We start from the raw sequence: 17,305 nt of genomic DNA on the forward strand, positions 1-17,305 counted from the left end.
CACGAGAGGGTAACGGCTAACGTCGATGCATGCCCGATGCGATCTTCGCCGACCCGCGGCTCGCCGCCCTGTACGACACGTTCGACGGCGACCGTGACGATCTGGACGCCTATCAACGGATCGTCGCCGAACTCGGGGCGCGCACCATCGTCGACGTGGGCTGCGGCACCGGCTGCCTGGCGCTGCGGCTGGCCGTGGCCGGCTGCACGGTCACCGGCGTCGACCCGGCGGTCGCGTCGCTCGACATCGCCCGCGGCAAACCCGGCGGGGACCGGGTGACCTGGCTGCCGGCGCTGCCGGACCAGCGGTTCGACCTGGCGGTGATGACCGGCAACGTCGCCCAGGTGTTCCTCACCGACCGGGAGTGGCAGGACACGCTGACCGGCCTGTACGACGTTCTCGTGCCGGGCGGGCACCTGGTGTTCGAGACCCGGCGGCCCGAATACCGGGTGTGGGACGAGTGGGCCCGCGACACCGGGCCGGTCGTGCGGGCGGTGCCCGGCGTCGGCGAGGTGCGGCAGCAGCGCCGGCTCACCGGGGTGCGGCTGCCGCTGGTCAGTTTCCGGTACACGTACACGTTCCCCGACGGGCAGGTGCTCGAGTCGGATTCGACGCTGCGGTTCCGCGACCGCAACGAACTCTGCGACACACTCACCGGCGTCGGTTTCGAGATCGTCGAGGTGCGCCAGGCCCCGGACCGGCCCGCCCGCGAGCGGGTCTTCCTCTGCCGGCGGCCCGCCTAGAGAACCTTTCCGGTCGAGGTCCGCGTTTCGCTTCCCGCTTCCTTTTCCGGTACGCGTGTCCTCGTCCCGTTCCTATCAGGGCCGTTCCGCCCGCCCGGCCCCGCTCGCTGCCAACTCCCGCCTGTGCCGCCCCCGCCGGGCGTAGATCCGTTGGACACCCCCGCATGTGCCGCCGCTCGCGCCGGGCGGGTGATTGCGGTCGTGGGTTGCCAGGCACCCGGGGCGGTGCTCCCGGCCGTCACGCCCGTCGCGCCTGGCGGGTGGTTGCGGTTGATGCCGGTGCGCCATGGGAACCCGGCGGGAGTCACTCACCGTGACCGTGGTGGTGGGTGCGTGAGAGTGCGTGGTAGATCCCGGCTGCTTTGGAGCCATCTTTCGGTTGTGGGTGGCCGTGATGTCAGGCGCGCATTCGGGCGGCTGTGGCGTCACCCCGACTCGTCATCGATCTTGGGCGATGGTGGCTTTCGGGCCAATCTTGGTTCCTGGTTGTCATCCGGCGGTGAATCATCACTGAGGGACCCCCGTTTTCATGGAGCTTCATGATCATGGTCTGATGGCCATGGGGAGGAAGCATCCGTGGCACCACCGAAGAAGTACCCCGATGAGCTGCGGCAACGTGCCGTACGACTGTATCGGGAATCGGATCCGAAGCCGGTGATCAAGCGGCTGGCGGAGCAGTTGAACGTGCATCCGGAAGCGTTGCGGAACTGGATCCGGCAGGCCGAGGCGGATGCCGGGGAACGCGCCGATCGGCCGACGACGGACATGCTGGAGGAGAACCGGCGGCTGTTGAAGGAGAACGCGGAGCTGCGGCGGGCGAACGAGATCCTGAAAGCCGCGTCGGCGTATTTCGCGGCGGAGCTCGACCCGACCCGGCGACGGTCCTGACGTTCATCGAGGAACAGTCGGGCCGCTTCGCGGTCGCGCTCCTGTTACGGGTCCTGGAGATCGGCGAGTCGACCTACTACGCGTGGAAGAAGCAGGTCGAGCAGCCCTGCGACCGCGACATCGTCGACCTGGGTCTGCTGTCGAATATCTATGAGGTGTGGGAGGCGTCCGGGTTCACGTACGGCTCCGACCGGGTGCATCAGCAGCTGCGCCGCGAGGGGATCCGGGTCGGCCGTAAGCGCGTCGAGCGGCTGATGCGCTCCCAGGGCTGGCAGGGGGCGCACTTGCGGCGGGGCTGGCGTGGCGGGTCGACGAAGCAGGACCCCACCCGGGAGCCGGCGCCGGATCTGGTCAACCGGCAGTTCCGGGCGAACGCGCCGGACCGGTTGTGGGTCGCCGACGCGACCCGGATCCCGTGCGGCGAGGGGGTGTTCTGGCTGGCCGCGGTCCGCGACGTGTTCTCCCGGCGGATCGTCGGGTGGAAGACGTCGAACAGTTGCGACACCGATCTGATCCTGGCCGCCCTGGAGTACGGGATCTACTCGCGTCAGGTGCGCGACGGCGAGTTGATTCATCACAGCGACAGGGGCTCGAACTACACGTCGTTCCGGTTCGCGGATCGCTTGTACGACAACGGGATCCTGCCGTCGATGGGCTCGGTCGGCGACAGCTACGACAACGCGTTGATGGAGAACTTCTGGTCCACGTTGAAGATCGAGTTGGTCTATCGGCAGGCGTGGCGCACCCGCGACGAGGCCGAGAACGCGCTGTTCGCGTACATCGATGGCTGGTACAACACCCGCCGGATCCAGAAGGAACTCGGCTACCTCAGCCCCGACGAGTACGAGACCGCCTGGTATCAACACCAGGAACAACCGGCCGAGCCAGCCTTGGCCGCCCCGGCCACCAGCCGGTAGCAGGGAAAACCGCTCCATCAAAGCGGGGGAAACTCATCACTCATGATCCATTTTCCCCGGCAGACCTTGGGTAATCGGATGCATCCGGGAGTCTTCTGCTTGGTTGGCCGCGGTCTGACGTCAAGCACCGCATCGGGTGAACCGCCGTCGAGGTGATGCGGGGCCCATATTGCGTCGAAAGCACCTTTTGCTCGCGCGGTGAGCACCTCATTGGGTCCGCTTTGCGCGCTTTGCCCGACAGTTGTTCGCGATCTTGGTGAGTTCACCACCCCTGGAGGTGGTCAACTCACCAAGATCGGCCCCGCCGCCCTTCCTTCGGTCGAGGGATTGCGGAAATGGGAGCGGACAGCCAAGAAAGAGGCTCCCGGACGGCCACGATCACCCAAGATCTACATCGATGCTTGAGGATGGCTCGAACGGTCGGTGGTGACCGGCCGGATCTCGCGGCGAAGGCACGGAAGCACGCGAACAAGCGACTCGACATCAACGCCAGCCACAACCGAGAAGGAGACTCTCCGGCTACCTCGATCATCCACGCAAGCCGGTGAACGGGGTCCCTCGCTCACGCGCAGTTCCGGTCGGTGGACTTTCGGAGGTGAACACACACAACAGCCGCCACGTGGGCGGCCATCCCGGCGATAGGCCACGTAGGCGACCACGACACTGCCGCCGTATGCACCCACCCTTGTGTAAAGGCCACCACCCGCCCAGGCGGCCGGCGTTACGGCTGCGAGCAGGCAACCTCCGTGCTTGGCGAGCGAACCGTGACCACCCGCCCCGGGCGGCCGGCGTTACGGGGGAGGGCACCCGGGGGCCTGGCCGGCAAAACCGTGACCACCCGAGAGTGGACAGCCCCGGAGCCTGACCGGCAGGAGCGCGACCACCCGCCCAGCGTGACCGAAAGCGAGGCGGCGGCATCTGAGTGAGTGGCAGCCGCCCGGCCTGCCCGGGCACCGATCTACGCCCGGCGGGGGCGGCACAGGCCGGAGTAGGCAGCAAGATCGCGCGGACCGGACGGGACGGCCCTGAAATGGCGGGACGAGGACTCGCGTACCGCAAAAGGAGCGACACGCGGACCTCGACCACAAAAGAGCTTTAGCTGGTCATTGCCTTTCGCCGCGGTAGGGGAGCCACACGAATCCCCGCGCGAACGGCACGAACCCCGGCCCGTCGCCCGGCTCCGGCAGCACCAGACCGGGAACCTGCCGGCGGGCGCGCAGTGGGCTGAGCGGATCCCAGCCGGCCAGCGCCGCCCGGTAGCCGGTCAGATCGGACAGCAGCCGGTACAGGCCGTTGCCCAGGTCGGTGAACCAGTGGGCCGTCCGGGGCCCGTCGACCACCGGCACCACCGACAGCAGCAGGGTCGTGTCACCGTCGCGGTCCAGGCGCGGCCAGTGCAGGTCGATCGGCGCGTTTCCGGCGGCCACCACCCGGTCCGCCGCGGCCACCGCCGCCTGCGCTGACCGGAACTCGACCACCAGCTCGAAACGGGCCACCATCGCCGCTCCCCGGGTAGGAGGAGCCCTCATTGTCGGGCGGCGCCGTCCACATCGTCGAGACCGGCGGCGGATGTCCGCTGGCTGGATCGGTGCGGCGCGGGATCGGCCGGCCGGTGCGAGGATGAGCGGATGGGGTTCGATCTCGAGGCGGCGGTGACGTTCGCGGCCGCCAACGCCCGCAACCTGGACCGGCGGCGGCTGCACCACCTGCTCGGTGAGCTGCCCGGGCAGGCCGTGACGGCGGCGCTGGACGGTTACCGCAACCCCGACGGTGGGTACGGGTGGGCGCTGGAGCCGGACCTGCGGTCGACGACCAGCCAGCCGGTCGCCGCCATGCACGCCCTGGAGGTGATGGCCGAGGTCCGCGACACCGGGCCACGGCCGATCGCGCTGCTGGACTGGCTCGAGCGGCACAGCCTCGACGACGGTGGGGTGCCGTTCGCGCTGCCGTTCGGCGACACCACCGGCAGCGCCCCGCACTGGATGGGCGCCGACCCGGGTGTGTCGTCGTTGCAGATGACCGCCCAGTTGGCGGGGCACGCGCACCGGCTGGCCCGGCACCGGCCGGATGTGGGCGGGCATCCGTGGCTGGCCGCCGCCACCGGCTACTGTCTCGGCGCGATCGAGCGGATCGAGACGGCGCCGCACGCGTACGAGCTGATGTTCGCGTTGCGGTTGCTCGACGTGGTCGACGCGCCGGTGCTGCTGGAGCGGCTGGCCCAGTTCGTGCGGATGGACGGGCCGACCGCGGTCGAGGGTGGTGTCGACGGTGAGGTGCTGTATCCGCTGGATTTCACCCCGCACCCGGGTACGGCGTCGCGGAAGCTGTTCGATGCGGGTGCGGTGGCCGCCGACCGGGGGCGGCTCGCGGCCGGCCAGCAGGCGGACGGCGGCTGGGCGGTCACGTTCGCGGCGTACAGTCCGGCGGCCGCCGTCGAATGGCGCGGCTACGCCACCGTCGCCGCCGTGGCCGTGCTGCGGGACACGCCCGGGTGACAGTGGCCGATACCCTGGGCGGCGTGACCGTCGTGAAAGGGCCCGACCTGCGTATCGGCTCGCCCGAACGGGAGCTGGCGCGGGAGGCGCTGCAGGAGCATCTGGACGCTGAGCGCATCGACGCCGCCGAGTTCGAGCAGCGGCTGCTGGACTGTCAGGCCGCGCGTACCCGGACCGCGCTGGAGCAGGTCTTCGCCGATCTGCCGGACCCGCATCCGCGGTTGACGAAGCCGGCCGACGACGAGGACGACGAGGCCGCCGGTGTGGTGTCCGGGATGGTGGCGCTGATGCTGGGCGTCCCCGTGTCGATCGTCATGGGTTTCGTCTACGGCGCCTGGTGGTCGCTGGCCGTCACGGTCGGGATCACCGTGCTCCTGGTCTTCGTCGGGCAGACGTGGGGCGGCCGGCAGCGGTAAACCCGGTGACGGGCGGCCCGCCGATCCGTCATGATCGGCGACCATGACCGGCCTGTACGTCGCGCTCGGCGACTCGATGTCCATCGACGACTACGCGGGCGGCCCCGGCCGGGGCGCGGCGAGCCTGCTGCACCGCAACCACGACCGTGACTTCGCCGACTGGGCCGGCCGGGACCTGCCCGGCTGGACGCTGCGGCTGCTGGCCCGCGACGGCGCCGTCGTCGCCGACGTCCTGGACCGGCAGTTGCCGCAGCTCACCGAGGTCCCGGACCTGGTGACCGTGACGATGGGCGGCAACGACCTGATGGGCGCCTACGGCGACGACACCGCGGCCGCCGCCGTCGTGGGCCGGGTCGCCGCGCAGGGCGAGGGCGTGCTGTCGCGGCTGCGGGCGGTGACCGGCCCGTCGTGTCCGATCGTGGTCACCACCGTCTACGACCCGAGCGACGGCACCGGCGAGGTTCCCGGATCCGGGCTGCCGCCGTGGCCGGGCGGCCCCCGGTGGGTGGCCGCGCTGAACGGTGAGCTGGCCGCGCTGGCGGCCCGGCACGGCGCGCTGCTCGCCGACGTGCACGCCCGCTTCCGCGGCCACGGGGTGACGGCCGGTGACCCGGCCCGCGCGGAGCCGCGTCCGGACGGGCGTGACCTGTGGTTCTGCGGGGTGATCGAACCGAACGCGTGGGGCGCCCACCAGATCCGTGCCGCCTGGTGGGAGGCGCTCGACCGGCGCGGCTGAGCCGCGGCCGCGCTGTCGGATGTCCGTTACACCCGATCGATGCCCTGACGGGGTATCCGTCGAGCCCTATGGTCGGGCACAGATCCACGTCGCAGGGAGGATCCGTGCCTCGACCACGACCGTTTCTGGCCATCTGGACCGTGCTGGCTCTGATGCCCGTCACTGTCTGCCGACCCCAGCCGCCCGCCGCCGAACCCGAACCCGTGCCGGTCCCCGTCCTGGTCGCGGCGAGGACCCGGCACACGACACCCCCGCCCGTCGACTGCCCTCGCCCGCGCGGCTCCCGGGTGACCGCGACCGGAACCGCGCTGCGGACCGCCACCCGCGAATATCCGGCCGCCGATCATCCGCACGACGTCGCGTTCTCCGCCGAGACCCTGCGGTCGCTGCCCGATGTGGCCGGCATCGGTGACCCGATCGACGTGCCCTGGGTGCTGAGCCGGGGCGCGTTCGCGGCCGCCGGCGCCGTCGCCCAGGTCACCTTCGAGAACGCCACCAGCCACCTGATCAGCGTCACCGACATCCGCCCGGTCAACATCGTCACCGAATGCGTCCCGCACGCCGCCCTGATCCCGCTGCACGGCACCGGCGCCGAACCCGCGCCGATGATGTTCGACCTGGCCGACGTCGACCCGCTGATGTGGTCCACCGACGAGGGCGGCCGCGCCACCCGCCCGTACTTCGAGGAGTACCCGGGCATGCTCATCGAGGACGGTGAGAAACAGGATCTGCTGTTCAGTTTCCGGGCCGACACCGGCGCCTACACCTTCGACCTGCTCGTCACGTACGAGACCGGGGGCCGGCGGGAACGGACCCTGCTGCGTAACGGCCGTGTCGGCTTCCGGGTCACCACCGCCCCGGATCCACCGCAGGCGTGACCCGTCCGGCTTCTGCGGGTGGGCGCACACGAACGGCGTTGCGTGCTCGGTGGCCGCGGCCATGCGCCGGGTGGGCACTCACGGCACGGCGACCGTGTGCGCCTGCCCGGCTTCGGGTGACCACCGATCTACGCCCGGCGGGCGCGGCACAGGCCGGAGCGGGCAGCAAGGTCGCGTGGCAGGGCGGAACAGTCCTGAAAGGTACGGGGCGAGGTCACCCGTACAAAATCAGGTTTGATCTTCCAAGGCGGCCTTGACCAGCGACAGAGCCGTTTCGGCCGGTACGCCGAGGGCGCGGATCCGCGTCGCGTAGGCCGCGGCCGCCTGCTGGGCCTCGACCGGTGTCGCGCCGGCCTGCGCGGTGATCACCGTGCCGTGCCGGCCCCGCGTCTCGACGAGGCCGGCCTGCTCGAGCTCGCGGTAGGCGCGGGCCACCGTGTTCACCGCCAGCCCCAGGTCCTCGGCGAGCCGGCGGACCGGGGGCAGGCGGGTGCCGGCGGGCAGCACACCGTCGGCGGCGAGCGCGGCGATGTGCAGCCGCACCTGCTCGTACGGCGGTGTGGCCGACGCCGGGTCGATCGTGATGTCCATCAGATCAGCTTGGGCGGGGTGTTGCCGACCGCGAGGATGGCGCGCCGCAGCGGCACGAACGCCAGCAGCACGCCGCCGACCACGAAGAACAGCACCAGGGAGACGATGCCGGCCCGGTAGCTGTTGGTGATCTGGAAGATCAGGCCGAAGAACAGCGGGCCGAGCCAGCTGGTGCCCTTGTCGCTGATCTCGTAGAAGCCGAAGTACTCGCCCTCTTTACCGGCCGGGATGAGCTGGGAGAACAGGCTTCTCGACAGGGCCTGGCTGCCGCCCATCACCAGGCCGATGCCGGCGCCGAGCAGCATGAACGGCACAGGTTCGCCCTCCGGCAGCCAGTAGGCGGCGACCACGACGAGCAGCCACAGGGCCAGGGCGATCAGGATGGTTTTGCGGGCGCCGATCCGCGTGGCCAGCGCGCCGAGCAGCAGGGCGCCGCCGAACGCCAGGAACTGCACGATCAGGATGGTCAGGATCATCGTGGACTGTTCGAGTCTCAGCTCTTCGCTGCCGAACTGGCTGGCCAGCGAGATGACCGTCTGGATGCCGTCGTTGTAGATCAGGTAGGCGCCCAGGAAGAACAGGGTCAGCGGGTAGGCGCGCATGCCCTTGAGGGTGTGGCCGAGCTGCTTGAACCCGTCGGTGAGCACGTTGCCGCGGTCGGTGCCGGTGGTGACCGCGGAGGCGCTGGGGTGCTCGCGCAGCCACAGCAGCGGCACGATGGTGAACAGCGCCCACCAGACGCCGGCCGACACGATCGACCAGCGGGCCAGGTCGAGGGTGCGCTGCGGGTTGCCGTCCTGCGACAGCGACATCACGGCGACCAGGTTGAGCAGCAGCAGGACTCCGCCGCCCAGGTAGCCGATGGCCCAGCCGCGGCTGGAGATGCGGTCGCGGTCGTCGGGGCCGGACAGCAGCGGCAGGAACGAGTGGTAGACGACGATCGCCGCGCCGAAGGCGATGTTGGCGATGATGAACAGGATCCCGCCGAGCAGATAGCGGTCCCCGGTCACGAACGCCATCGCCACGGTGGCGGCGGCGCCGGTGAAGGCGGCCCCGGCCAGCAGCGGCTTCTTGCGCGGGGCGCGGTCGGCGACGGCCCCCATGATCGGCAGGATGAACACGGTCAGCAGCACCGACAGCGACACCAGGTAGGGGAAGTAGGAGCCGGTGGCGACCGGGATGCCCAGCGGGTACACCTTCGCGGTGCACTCGTCGGCGTCGATGGCGCAGCCGGCGGCCTGTTCGGTGACGCTGGTCAGGAACGGTCCGAGGAACACCGTGATGACGGTGGTGGAGAACGCCGAGTTCGCCCAGTCGTACATGTACCAGCCGGTGCGTTCCCGCTTGGGTGCGAGAGTGGTGGTGGGGGTGTTGTCGCCGTCGACGGCCATCTACGTCCGCTCCTGAAATGGTCGGTGCGCGGACATGATGCCACCCCGGCGCGATCAGCGGGAGATGTGGATCACTGTTCACCCTGTGTCCACCACTGGGCCAGCGCCGCGGTGGCCGGGTCCTCGGAGGACGCCAGGAACGTCCACGGGTCGGCGCCGAGCGGGATCTCCACCCCGGCGTAGGCGGCGAGCTCGCCGGCGGTGACCGGCTCGACCGGCGGGGTGAAGCCGGACGGGTCCGCCGCGCCGAGGGTGGTGGTGTCCACCCAGGGGAACCCGTCGACCGGTTCGGGCAGCTCACCGATGTCCAGGGTGGGCGGGAAGGCGGCGTCGTCCACCGCGTCCACCGCGTCCGGCAGGTCCGGCAGGTCCGGGATGTCGACGTCGGGCAGCTCCGGAAGATCCGGGAGATCGTCCGGCAGCTCCCACTCCACCTGATCGGCATGGGCCAGGGGATCGGGCTCCGGCACGTCATCCGGCGTCAGATCGTCGAAATCGTCGTCGAAATCCCAGTGGTCGGTCATCGCGAGCCTTCCTCGTCGAGGGGGGTGGGGGTCAGGGAACGGGCCCGCAGCAGCGCCTCGTCGGCCTGCCGCAGCCGGGACGCGGCGGCGTCCCGGTCGGCGACGGCGGCGGCCCGCCGTTTGGCGCGGCCCGCGGCGTCCTCGGCGGCCGCCGCGTCGATCTCGGCGATCAGGGTGTCCAGTTCGCGCAGCCGCCGTTCGATCGCCTCGTCCAGGGCTACCGACAGCGCGTACTGCAGGTCGGTGAACCGGCCGCTGATCTCGTCGGTGAGCGCGGCCCGGGCCTCGGCCAGCACGTCACGCAGCCAGGTGTGGGCGTGCCGCCGGTCGGTGTGTACCCGGCGCCGGTAGATGACGTAGCCGCCGGCGGCCAGGCCCAGCCCGATCCCGGCGACCGGCAGCAGCAGCCCGCCGGACACGCCGAGCGCGGCCGCCCCCAGCGCCGCGCCGCGGCCGGCGATCAGCGCCACCCCGCCCGCGGACAGGGCGATCAGCAGGTTCTCCCCGGACCCGTCGCGCGGCGGCCCGGCGATCAGGTGGTGGCGCAGGGTGGCGCTGACCCGGGCCGGGTCGAACGCGTCGGCCAGCACCTTCTCGGCCACCTCGCGGTAGGTGTCCTCCAGCCGGGCCGACAGTTGCGCCGCCACCGCCTGCAACTGGGTGTCCAGGTCGTCGGGCAGCGCGGCCAGCGCCTCCCCGCGGGCGCTGTCGATGCGGCGGGCGTAGTCGTGCTGCACCTCGGTGAGCCGGGTCCGCAGCTGCCCGACGACGGCGACCCGGGCGTGCTGGATCTCGGCGTTGAGTTTCAGCGTCCACTGCCGGGACTCGGTGCGTTTGCGGGCGGCCAGCGCGGCCCGCTCGGCGCGGGTGGCGGCCTGGGCGGCCGCGTCCGCCGACGCCGCCGTCACCCGTTCCTCGGCCGCGTCGCGCAGCCGGGTCAGGTCGCGGTGGGCGGCGCGCAGCACGTTGGCCAGCCGCAGCTGGTGGCCGCGCCCGGCCAGTTCGACCAGCGCGTGCTGCAGTGCCGGCACCCGGGACTCGACCGCCAGCGCGTCACGGGTGGCGGCGTCGCCGGCGGTCAGGGCCAGTTCGGCCATCCGCGCCGACACCGGGAACCACGGTGCGGCCGCGAACCGGGGCGCGTGCGCCTGCAGCAGCGACCGGTTGTCCTCGGCGATGGTCCGCCACTGACCGAACGCGTCGATCTTGGTGAGGGCGAAGACGACCGCGTCGACGCGTTCGGTGGCGGCGGCCAGGAAGTCGAGTTCCGGCTGCGACAGCGGGGCGGACGCGTCGGCGACGAACAGCAGGGCGGTGGCCCGGCGGACCGCGTCCAGGGCGATGGTGGCGTGCACCGGGTCGAGGCCGCCCGCGCCCGGGGTGTCCAGCAGGGTCAGGTACTGCAGCATCGGCGCCGGGTGGGTGACCTCGATGCGGCGGGCCCGCTGTTTGCCGCGCGCCCACTCGTCGAGGGAGTCGATCTCGATCTCCTCGCCGCCGGGCAGCCACGCCCGCGCCGCGAACTCGGTCCCGGGCACGAAACTCAGGTAGGCGGCGGTGGTGACCGCGGCGTCGACCGGCGACAGGCCGGGCACCCCGAGCAGCGCGTTCACCAGCGAGCTCTTGCCGCGTTTGGTCTCGCCGACGATCACCACCCCGGGGCGGGTGAGGTGGGCGCGGCGCAGGTCGGCCAGGTCGGCGGCCGCGTCCGGGTCGGCGGTCCGCAGGTAGGACAGGGTGTCGCGGACCGCGGTGTCCAGCAGGGTGGTCAGGTCGCGCACCGGCGCACCTCCTGGGCGAGCAGCTGGAAGCCGCGGTGGGCGACCTGGGCGATCCGGGCCTGCGCGGGGCCGGCGCCGTCGACCGCGTACGCCCGCCATCGTCCCGCCGCCGCCACCGCGGCCGTGGCCAGTTCGCCGTCGCCGGCCGCCGGCAGCCGCAGGATCCAGCGTGGGTCGTCGGAGGTGGCCAGCCGGATCAGCTCCTGCTCCCAGTCGCCGGGCAGCGCCACGGCGCCGGTGGCGGCCCGCTGGGCGGCGTCGAGCAGCCGCAGCCGGTGGTAGGCCGGGTCGCGCAGTGCGGCTTCCAGGGCGTCGCGGACGGTCTCCTGGTCGTGGCGCTGCAGGCCGTGCCGGGACAGCCGTTCCAGGCGGGTCAGCGCCCACCCGGCCTTGATCGCGTCCGAGCGCCAGCGGAACGCCTGGTCGACCGTCGCCGACAGCCGGGCCAGTCCGGACGCGGCGGCCAGCCGGCGCACCAGCTCACCGGTGGACAGCCGCGGGTCGGCGGCCAGTTGGGCGCAGGAGAAGCCGACGCCGTACAGGTCGAGCCGGGTCAGCAGCCGTTCCCGCTGGTCGCGGCCGACGGGTGCGGGCCGGGACCGGAACAGGTCGGCCGAGGTCAGCAGCAGGTTCAGCTCGGTGGCCGGCAGGACGGCCAGTTTCGCCAGGGCGTCGCGGTCGCCGCCGGTCAGCCGGCCGGACTCGGCGGTCTCGGCGAGCAGCCCGGCGACCGGGACGACGTCGCCGACGGTCCGGGCGAGCAGCCCGGCCTGCTGGGTGGCCAGCGGGCCGGCCACCGGCCACGGGTCGTGCGGGCCGCCGACCAGGGTGTCGACCTTCGCCAGCACCCCGATCGCGTTGATCGGGCTGGTCGCCAGCCGGGCGGACGCGGTGTGGAAGGCGTCCAGGGCGCGGACGTCGTCGGCGCGGACCGCCTGGGTGAACACGTAGACGACGGCCTCGGCGGCGGCGACCTCCCCGGCCGAGTCGTCGTCGATGCCGACCGCGGCCTCCGCCCGGGCGCTGCCGGCGGTGTCGGTCGACGACAGGCCGGGGGTGTCCACGACGGTCAGGTCCCGCAGCCGGTCGGTGGTGAGAGCCACGTCCACGTGCGCGATCCGGGCCGCCGGCACGCCGAGCCGGGCGGGCACCATGCCGTCCTCGTCCAGCGGCAGGCTGTGCCGGGCGCCGTCACGGGTGACCACATCGATGCGGTCGGCCGGGCCGTACCGGAACCGGGTGACCACGCGGGTGCACTCACCGGCCGCGGTGGGGGCGACGCGACGGCCGATGAGCGCGTTGACTAGTGTCGACTTTCCGGCTTTCAAGCGACCGGCGACCGCCACCCGTAACGGATCGTGAAGACGGTTACTGATCTGCCGTACGTGTTGACCAGCATCGGAGGAGACCCTCGTGACGATCTCGTTACAGAGCGTCGCGATGCCGGTGGTGAGTGGCCCGGTCACTTCGACTCGTCAGCGCAGCACACCGTCGGCGACAATGTGCGTATCGCGGATGTCGTCGGCACGAAGGGACCCTTCGATAGCGGGAACAGGAGTGGTCTACACCGTGCAGCCTACGGACGACGGCGCCGCGGCCGGGATCCCGTGTTCGTGCCAGTGAAGGGGGAGCGCAGGTGACGGACGACCCAGAGGAGGCCGCCCGTACCGCGCTGTGCCAAGGGCCCGCACTCGTCGTGATCGCCGGACCACCCGGCTGCGGCCGCACCACCCTGCTGCGCCGCATCGCCACCGCCGTGCCCGGCCCCGCCCACCTCGGCGGCGGCCTCGCCATGCTCGCCGCGGTCCCCGCCCTCGCCCTGTCCCGGGCCGTGCGCGCCCGGCTGCCCGGCGACGACATCCCGCTGCTCGCCGAAGCCGTCCGCTCCCGCGTCCGCGGCGGCCTGCTCGTGCTCGACGACCTCCAGCACATCGACCCGGCCACCCTCGCCGCCCTGCCGCACCTCGCCCGCAGCTGCCGGGTGCTGGTCGCCCTGCGTACCCCGCACCGGCTGCCCGACGCCGCGCACGCCGCGCTGCGGCAGGCCGCCACCGCCTGGATCGCCGTGCCACCGCTGACCGCCGACGCCGCACACGCCCTGGCCCGGCAGACCGCCGGCGGCTTGAGCGACCAGGCCGCGGCCGCCGTCGTGGCCCGGGCCGGCGGCAACCCCCTGGCGATCATCGCGCTGGCCCGGCAGGCCGCCACCGGCCGAGCGCCGATCGGCGAGGACATCGACCAGGTGGCGTACGCGATCGCCACCGCCCTGGCCGACCTGCCCCGCCCGGCCCGCACCGCCCTGGCCGCGCTCGGGCTGCTCGGCCGGCCCGCCCCGCCCGCTCTGCTCGGCACCGGCGCCGCCGACCTGCTCGCCGCCGGGCTGGTCACCGCCGAACCGGGCGGATCCCTGCTGCCCGTGTCGGCCTACGTGGCCGAGACCGCCGCCGGGCTGCTCGACGCGCCGGCCCGCGCCGAGATGCACGCCCGGCTCGCCGACCTGACCCCACCGGCGGAAGCGGCCCGGCATCTGGCCGCCGCCGGGGACCCCGCCGGGGCGTACCGGAAAGCTCTGCATGCCGCCGACCGCCTGGCCGGCGCCGAACGCGCGGCGTTGCTGTTGTTCGCCTGCGGCCTGCCGGCCACCGTCGACCCACGGGTGCGGCTCGCCGCCGCCGACGCCGCCCTGGCCACCGGCCGTGCCGCCGACGCCGCCGAAGTGCTGCGCCCGATCGTGCCCGCCGTGTTCCTGTCCGCCGACCCCGACGCCGGCCCACGCCCGTCCGGCGCCGCCGACCCGCTCGCCCTGGAAGCCGCCGTCCTGCGCGGCGAAGCGCTTCTCCAGGCCGGCGACCCGGTCACCGCCCGCGACACCGTCCGAGGAGTCCCGGACACCGCCGCCGCCCGCGTCGTCGCCGCCCGCGATCGCGTCATGCTGCTGTCCGTGCTGGCCACCGAGCCGATGACCGCCCTGGAACTCGCCGACAAGATCGCCGTCCGGCATCCGCAACCGCCACCCGGTATCCAGGCCGCCCTGGCCGCCGTCCGCGCCACCCACCGGCAACCCGGCTGGGACGACACCCTCGCCGCCGTCGCCGACACCGGCGGCGACCCGCTGATCACCCGCTGGTCGGCGTGGCTGCTCGTCGAACACCTCGCCGCCGAAGGACGGCTCGTCGACGCCGCCTCCGCCGCCCTGCGCGCCGCCGCCACCGCCGGCGACGACCTCGCCTACGGCTGGCAGACCCGGTTCCTGGCCGCCGCCGACTGGGCACTGGCCCTGCACGGCCCCGACTTCCCGGCCACCCTGTCCTGGGACGGCACCGAAGGCGTCCTGCGCCGGGCCGCGAACCTCACCGACCGGGCCCTGCCCGAACAGGCCCGGGCGTACGCGAACGCCGCCACCGCCCTCATCGAAGCCGACACCGGGTTGCTCGCCGCCGCCCGCGCCCGCCTCGACACCGCCGGCGTCCACCCGGCCGTCGCCTGGGTGGCCCGCGAGGCGGCGTGGCTCGACGGGCAACCCGACCGGGCCGCCCGCACCCCCACCGAAACCGGCACCGGCCTGCTCGCCGGACTCCACGCGATCACCGCCCGGTGGGCCGCCTACGACCTGGGCGCCCCACCGGCCGCCGCCATCCCCGTCGACCTGCCCGCACCCGCCCGCCGCACCCTCACCGCCTGGGCCGTCGGCTCCGGCCTCGACGACGCCGCCGACAGCTGGCAGCCGGTCGCCCTGCGCGAACAGGTCCGCTGCCTCATCGCCGCCGGCCTGACCAGCCCCGACCGCGACCGGGCCGTGACCGCCCTGCTGCGCGCCGAACACCTCGCCGACAGCGCCGGGCTCACCGTCCTGGCCGGCCGGGCCCGCCGCGGACTGCGCCGCCACCAGATCCACCGCGACACCCGCAGCCCTCGCTCCGAGGGCCGGCTCACCCAGCGCGAACTCGACGTGCTGCGGCTGGTCGCCGCCGGAGAACCGACCCGCCGCATCGCCGGGCAACTCGGCATCTCCGCCGAGACCGTGGACACCCACATCCGGGCCAGCATGCGCAAACTCGGTGCGCGGACCCGTACCGAGGCCGCCGCCCTGGCCTTCGCCACCAATCCCTTCGAAACCAGCGAGGATGGCCGGTGATAAGACAGCCCGACGACGCCCCCCGCCACGTGGTATCCACCTCCGCCGAAGCCGACACCGTACTGCGGCGCCTCAGCCGCGACGGCTGGACCGCCCGCGCCGGCTTCGCCCTGCCCGACCCGTCCTGGGACGTCGCCGCCGCCCACCTGGTCCTGCACGGCCGGATCGCCGACGACGACCTGGAAACCGCCAAACTCGCCGTCCTGGCCGCCGCCCGCGGCGCGGCCGTCGTCGCCGTCTGCGACACCGAATCCCCGGCCGGCCGCGCCCTGGTCGACGACCTGTCGCGCCTCGGCCCGGTCCACCGCGGCATCGACGGCTCCGACGTCATCGCCAACCTCATCCCCGAACAGCGCGCCCTGCTCGACCGCCTCGCCGCCGGCGACACCATCGCCGCCGCCGCGGCCGCCGAATTCCTCTCCCTGCGCACCGCCAACCGCCGCATCGCCGAAGCCCGCGCCCTGTTCGGCGTCCGCACGACCCGCGAGGCCGTCCTGGCCTATCTGCGTCAGCGTCAGCGCACCGAATAACAACGATCCGGGGTACGGGCAACGCGAACCCGCCGTGGCATCCCCGCGGCCACCCTGCCGGCGCACGGCCGCAGCGCGCCCGCCGGTCCACCCGCACGCAGATCTCCACCCACGGCCCAGCCCGCACCCTCCGCCCCGCCGAACGTCCCCAGCCTGCACCCGCGCACGTTGTTCGTGTCGTGTGCTGCTGGGTGGGTGATGACGGCGGCCGGCGTCCACGTTGCTTGTTTCGTGTGCACCCGCTCGTCCACCGTGTCAGGTGCCGGTGACCACGGTCGACTTTGGTTTCACCTTCCGGGTCAGCCCACATGCGGGTCAGTCACCGGGCGGACACTTGACGCCCTCGGCCCGTCGATCACACGGCGCCACGGCACTCGTGCGATCGACGGGACACACTCCCATTACGCTGCGGGGCGTGACCGAATCCGTGCCGCCGCGGGCGGGGATGACGATCAGCGTCCGCAGCCGCCGGGACGTGGTCGTGGTCGATCCGGACCGGTTCCTGTCCGCGGCCCGCCAGGCGCTACGCGACAGCGACCCCGAACTGAGCGAGGCGCAGGCCCAAGCCGCGACCACCGACGTGTACGACGCCGTCCACGCCCTACTCGACCGCGACGGCCAACTGGCGGCCGCCGAAGCCGACGACCGGGTGGGTGTCCGCGGCCGCCCACCCGGTGTCCGACCGCCCGGACGACCTGTCGCCCGCCGGCCATCTATCGACGGCAGGATTACGGCTGCTTCCTGCCCTCGGACCTGTTCAATCGTCCGGGAAACGGGCCGACGGCGTGAGGCTCTCGACGAACGTCCGGAAGCCGGGCGCCACCCGCAACTCCTGGCCCAGGTCGGCGTCGAGATAGACCACCGGCGGGTCGCCGTCCGGGCCGCAGTCGCGGTAGTCCAGCGCCACCCAGGTGTGCCCGTCCCCGCTGAGCAGCACCACCGGCGACGGCAGCCCCCACTCCCGCACGAGATACCCGGTGTCCTGCAACGCCATCGACAGCTCGCGGCCGGGCGGGGCGATGCCGTGCAGATGATCGAACGGCACGTGATCGGCCGCCCACGAGTTCGGCGCGGCCGGGCACGCGTCCCAGGCATCCGCGACGATGCCACCATTACGTTGCCGCAGCAGCCGGATCAGCGCGGCCGGCAGCCGCACCCCGAGATCGGCTTCGGCGGCGGTGACCATCTCGCCGGTCAGCGGCGGCTGGGTCAAGTCGGTCTCGCCGAGATCCCAGAAGGTCGTCGCCACATCCTCGAACGAAGTCACGGCCGTCATGCTG

At 72.8% G+C, this 17,305-nt stretch carries 16 protein-coding genes; 9 read left to right on the top strand and 7 right to left on the bottom strand.

Features of this window, described 5'->3' with window-relative positions; all coding sequences use genetic code 11:
- Positions 1-29 precede the first annotated feature (29 nt).
- From IEZ13_RS29370 to IEZ13_RS29380, 3 genes are all read left to right on the top strand, one after another.
- Positions 30-743 carry a class I SAM-dependent methyltransferase gene (locus IEZ13_RS29370; RefSeq protein WP_183224548.1) on the top strand — a complete coding sequence of 238 codons (714 nt, stop codon included), beginning with the start codon at positions 30-32 and terminating at the stop codon, positions 741-743.
- 576 nt (positions 744-1,319) lie between these two features.
- A complete protein-coding gene (locus IEZ13_RS29375; protein WP_183224551.1) occupies positions 1,320-1,631 on the top strand; it encodes a transposase in 312 nt (103 codons plus the stop codon).
- A gap of 41 nt (positions 1,632-1,672) precedes the next feature.
- The gene (locus tag IEZ13_RS29380; protein WP_229795226.1) at positions 1,673-2,548 is read left to right on the top strand and encodes an IS3 family transposase; all 876 of its coding nucleotides are present in this window, start codon (positions 1,673-1,675) and stop codon (positions 2,546-2,548) included.
- A gap of 1,103 nt (positions 2,549-3,651) precedes the next feature.
- Here IEZ13_RS29380 and IEZ13_RS29385 read toward each other — a convergent pair.
- Complete coding sequence (locus IEZ13_RS29385; RefSeq protein WP_183224555.1) at positions 3,652-4,047, bottom strand: hypothetical protein; 396 nt, start codon at positions 4,045-4,047, stop codon at positions 3,652-3,654.
- A gap of 129 nt (positions 4,048-4,176) precedes the next feature.
- Here IEZ13_RS29385 and IEZ13_RS29390 point away from each other — a divergent pair, with 129 nt between their 5' ends.
- From IEZ13_RS29390 to IEZ13_RS29405, 4 genes are all read left to right on the top strand, one after another.
- Positions 4,177-5,043, top strand: a complete 867-nt coding sequence (locus IEZ13_RS29390) for a hypothetical protein (protein ID WP_183224557.1) — start codon at positions 4,177-4,179, stop codon at positions 5,041-5,043.
- A 23-nt stretch (positions 5,044-5,066) separates the two neighbouring features.
- Positions 5,067-5,459: a DUF1707 SHOCT-like domain-containing protein gene (locus IEZ13_RS29395; protein WP_183224559.1), complete on the top strand. Its 393-nt coding sequence runs from the start codon at positions 5,067-5,069 to the stop codon at positions 5,457-5,459.
- A gap of 43 nt (positions 5,460-5,502) precedes the next feature.
- Positions 5,503-6,195, top strand: a complete 693-nt coding sequence (locus tag IEZ13_RS29400) for an SGNH/GDSL hydrolase family protein (protein WP_183224561.1) — start codon at positions 5,503-5,505, stop codon at positions 6,193-6,195.
- A gap of 104 nt (positions 6,196-6,299) precedes the next feature.
- Positions 6,300-7,073: a hypothetical protein gene (locus IEZ13_RS29405; protein ID WP_183224563.1), complete on the top strand. Its 774-nt coding sequence runs from the start codon at positions 6,300-6,302 to the stop codon at positions 7,071-7,073.
- A 228-nt stretch (positions 7,074-7,301) separates the two neighbouring features.
- On the opposite strand, the gene IEZ13_RS29410 is transcribed toward IEZ13_RS29405, so the two are convergent.
- The 5 genes from IEZ13_RS29410 to IEZ13_RS29430 form a co-directional block, all read right to left on the bottom strand.
- Positions 7,302-7,664 (bottom strand): GntR family transcriptional regulator, encoded by a 363-nt coding sequence (locus IEZ13_RS29410; RefSeq protein ID WP_183224565.1) that lies wholly within the window; start codon positions 7,662-7,664, stop codon positions 7,302-7,304.
- Complete coding sequence (locus tag IEZ13_RS29415; RefSeq protein ID WP_183224566.1) at positions 7,664-9,055, bottom strand: MFS transporter; 1,392 nt, start codon at positions 9,053-9,055, stop codon at positions 7,664-7,666. Before IEZ13_RS29415 ends, IEZ13_RS29410 begins: the two co-directional genes overlap by 1 nt.
- Before the next feature lie 71 nt (positions 9,056-9,126).
- Positions 9,127-9,579 carry a hypothetical protein gene (locus IEZ13_RS29420; protein ID WP_183224567.1) on the bottom strand — a complete coding sequence of 151 codons (453 nt, stop codon included), beginning with the start codon at positions 9,577-9,579 and terminating at the stop codon, positions 9,127-9,129.
- Positions 9,576-11,360 carry a dynamin family protein gene (locus IEZ13_RS29425; RefSeq protein ID WP_183224568.1) on the bottom strand — a complete coding sequence of 595 codons (1,785 nt, stop codon included), beginning with the start codon at positions 11,358-11,360 and terminating at the stop codon, positions 9,576-9,578. The genes IEZ13_RS29420 and IEZ13_RS29425 overlap by 4 nt, the downstream gene beginning before the upstream one ends.
- Positions 11,348-12,826: a dynamin family protein gene (locus tag IEZ13_RS29430; protein ID WP_183224569.1), complete on the bottom strand. Its 1,479-nt coding sequence runs from the start codon at positions 12,824-12,826 to the stop codon at positions 11,348-11,350. The genes IEZ13_RS29425 and IEZ13_RS29430 overlap by 13 nt, the downstream gene beginning before the upstream one ends.
- Before the next feature lie 170 nt (positions 12,827-12,996).
- Between IEZ13_RS29430 and IEZ13_RS47610 the strand changes: the two genes are divergently transcribed.
- Both IEZ13_RS47610 and IEZ13_RS29440 read left to right on the top strand, forming a co-directional pair.
- Entirely contained in the window at positions 12,997-15,495 is a 2,499-nt protein-coding gene (locus IEZ13_RS47610; protein ID WP_183224570.1) for a LuxR C-terminal-related transcriptional regulator, read from the top strand.
- Positions 15,492-16,025: a LuxR family transcriptional regulator gene (locus tag IEZ13_RS29440; protein ID WP_183224571.1), complete on the top strand. Its 534-nt coding sequence runs from the start codon at positions 15,492-15,494 to the stop codon at positions 16,023-16,025. The genes IEZ13_RS47610 and IEZ13_RS29440 overlap by 4 nt, the downstream gene beginning before the upstream one ends.
- A gap of 757 nt (positions 16,026-16,782) precedes the next feature.
- On the opposite strand, the gene IEZ13_RS29445 is transcribed toward IEZ13_RS29440, so the two are convergent.
- Complete coding sequence (locus IEZ13_RS29445) at positions 16,783-17,292, bottom strand: SMI1/KNR4 family protein (RefSeq protein ID WP_183224572.1); 510 nt, start codon at positions 17,290-17,292, stop codon at positions 16,783-16,785.
- Positions 17,293-17,305 lie beyond the last annotated feature (13 nt).

Origin of the sequence: Actinoplanes campanulatus (assembly GCF_014647795.1) — a bacterium.
Lineage (GTDB): Bacteria > Actinomycetota > Actinomycetes > Mycobacteriales > Micromonosporaceae > Actinoplanes > Actinoplanes campanulatus.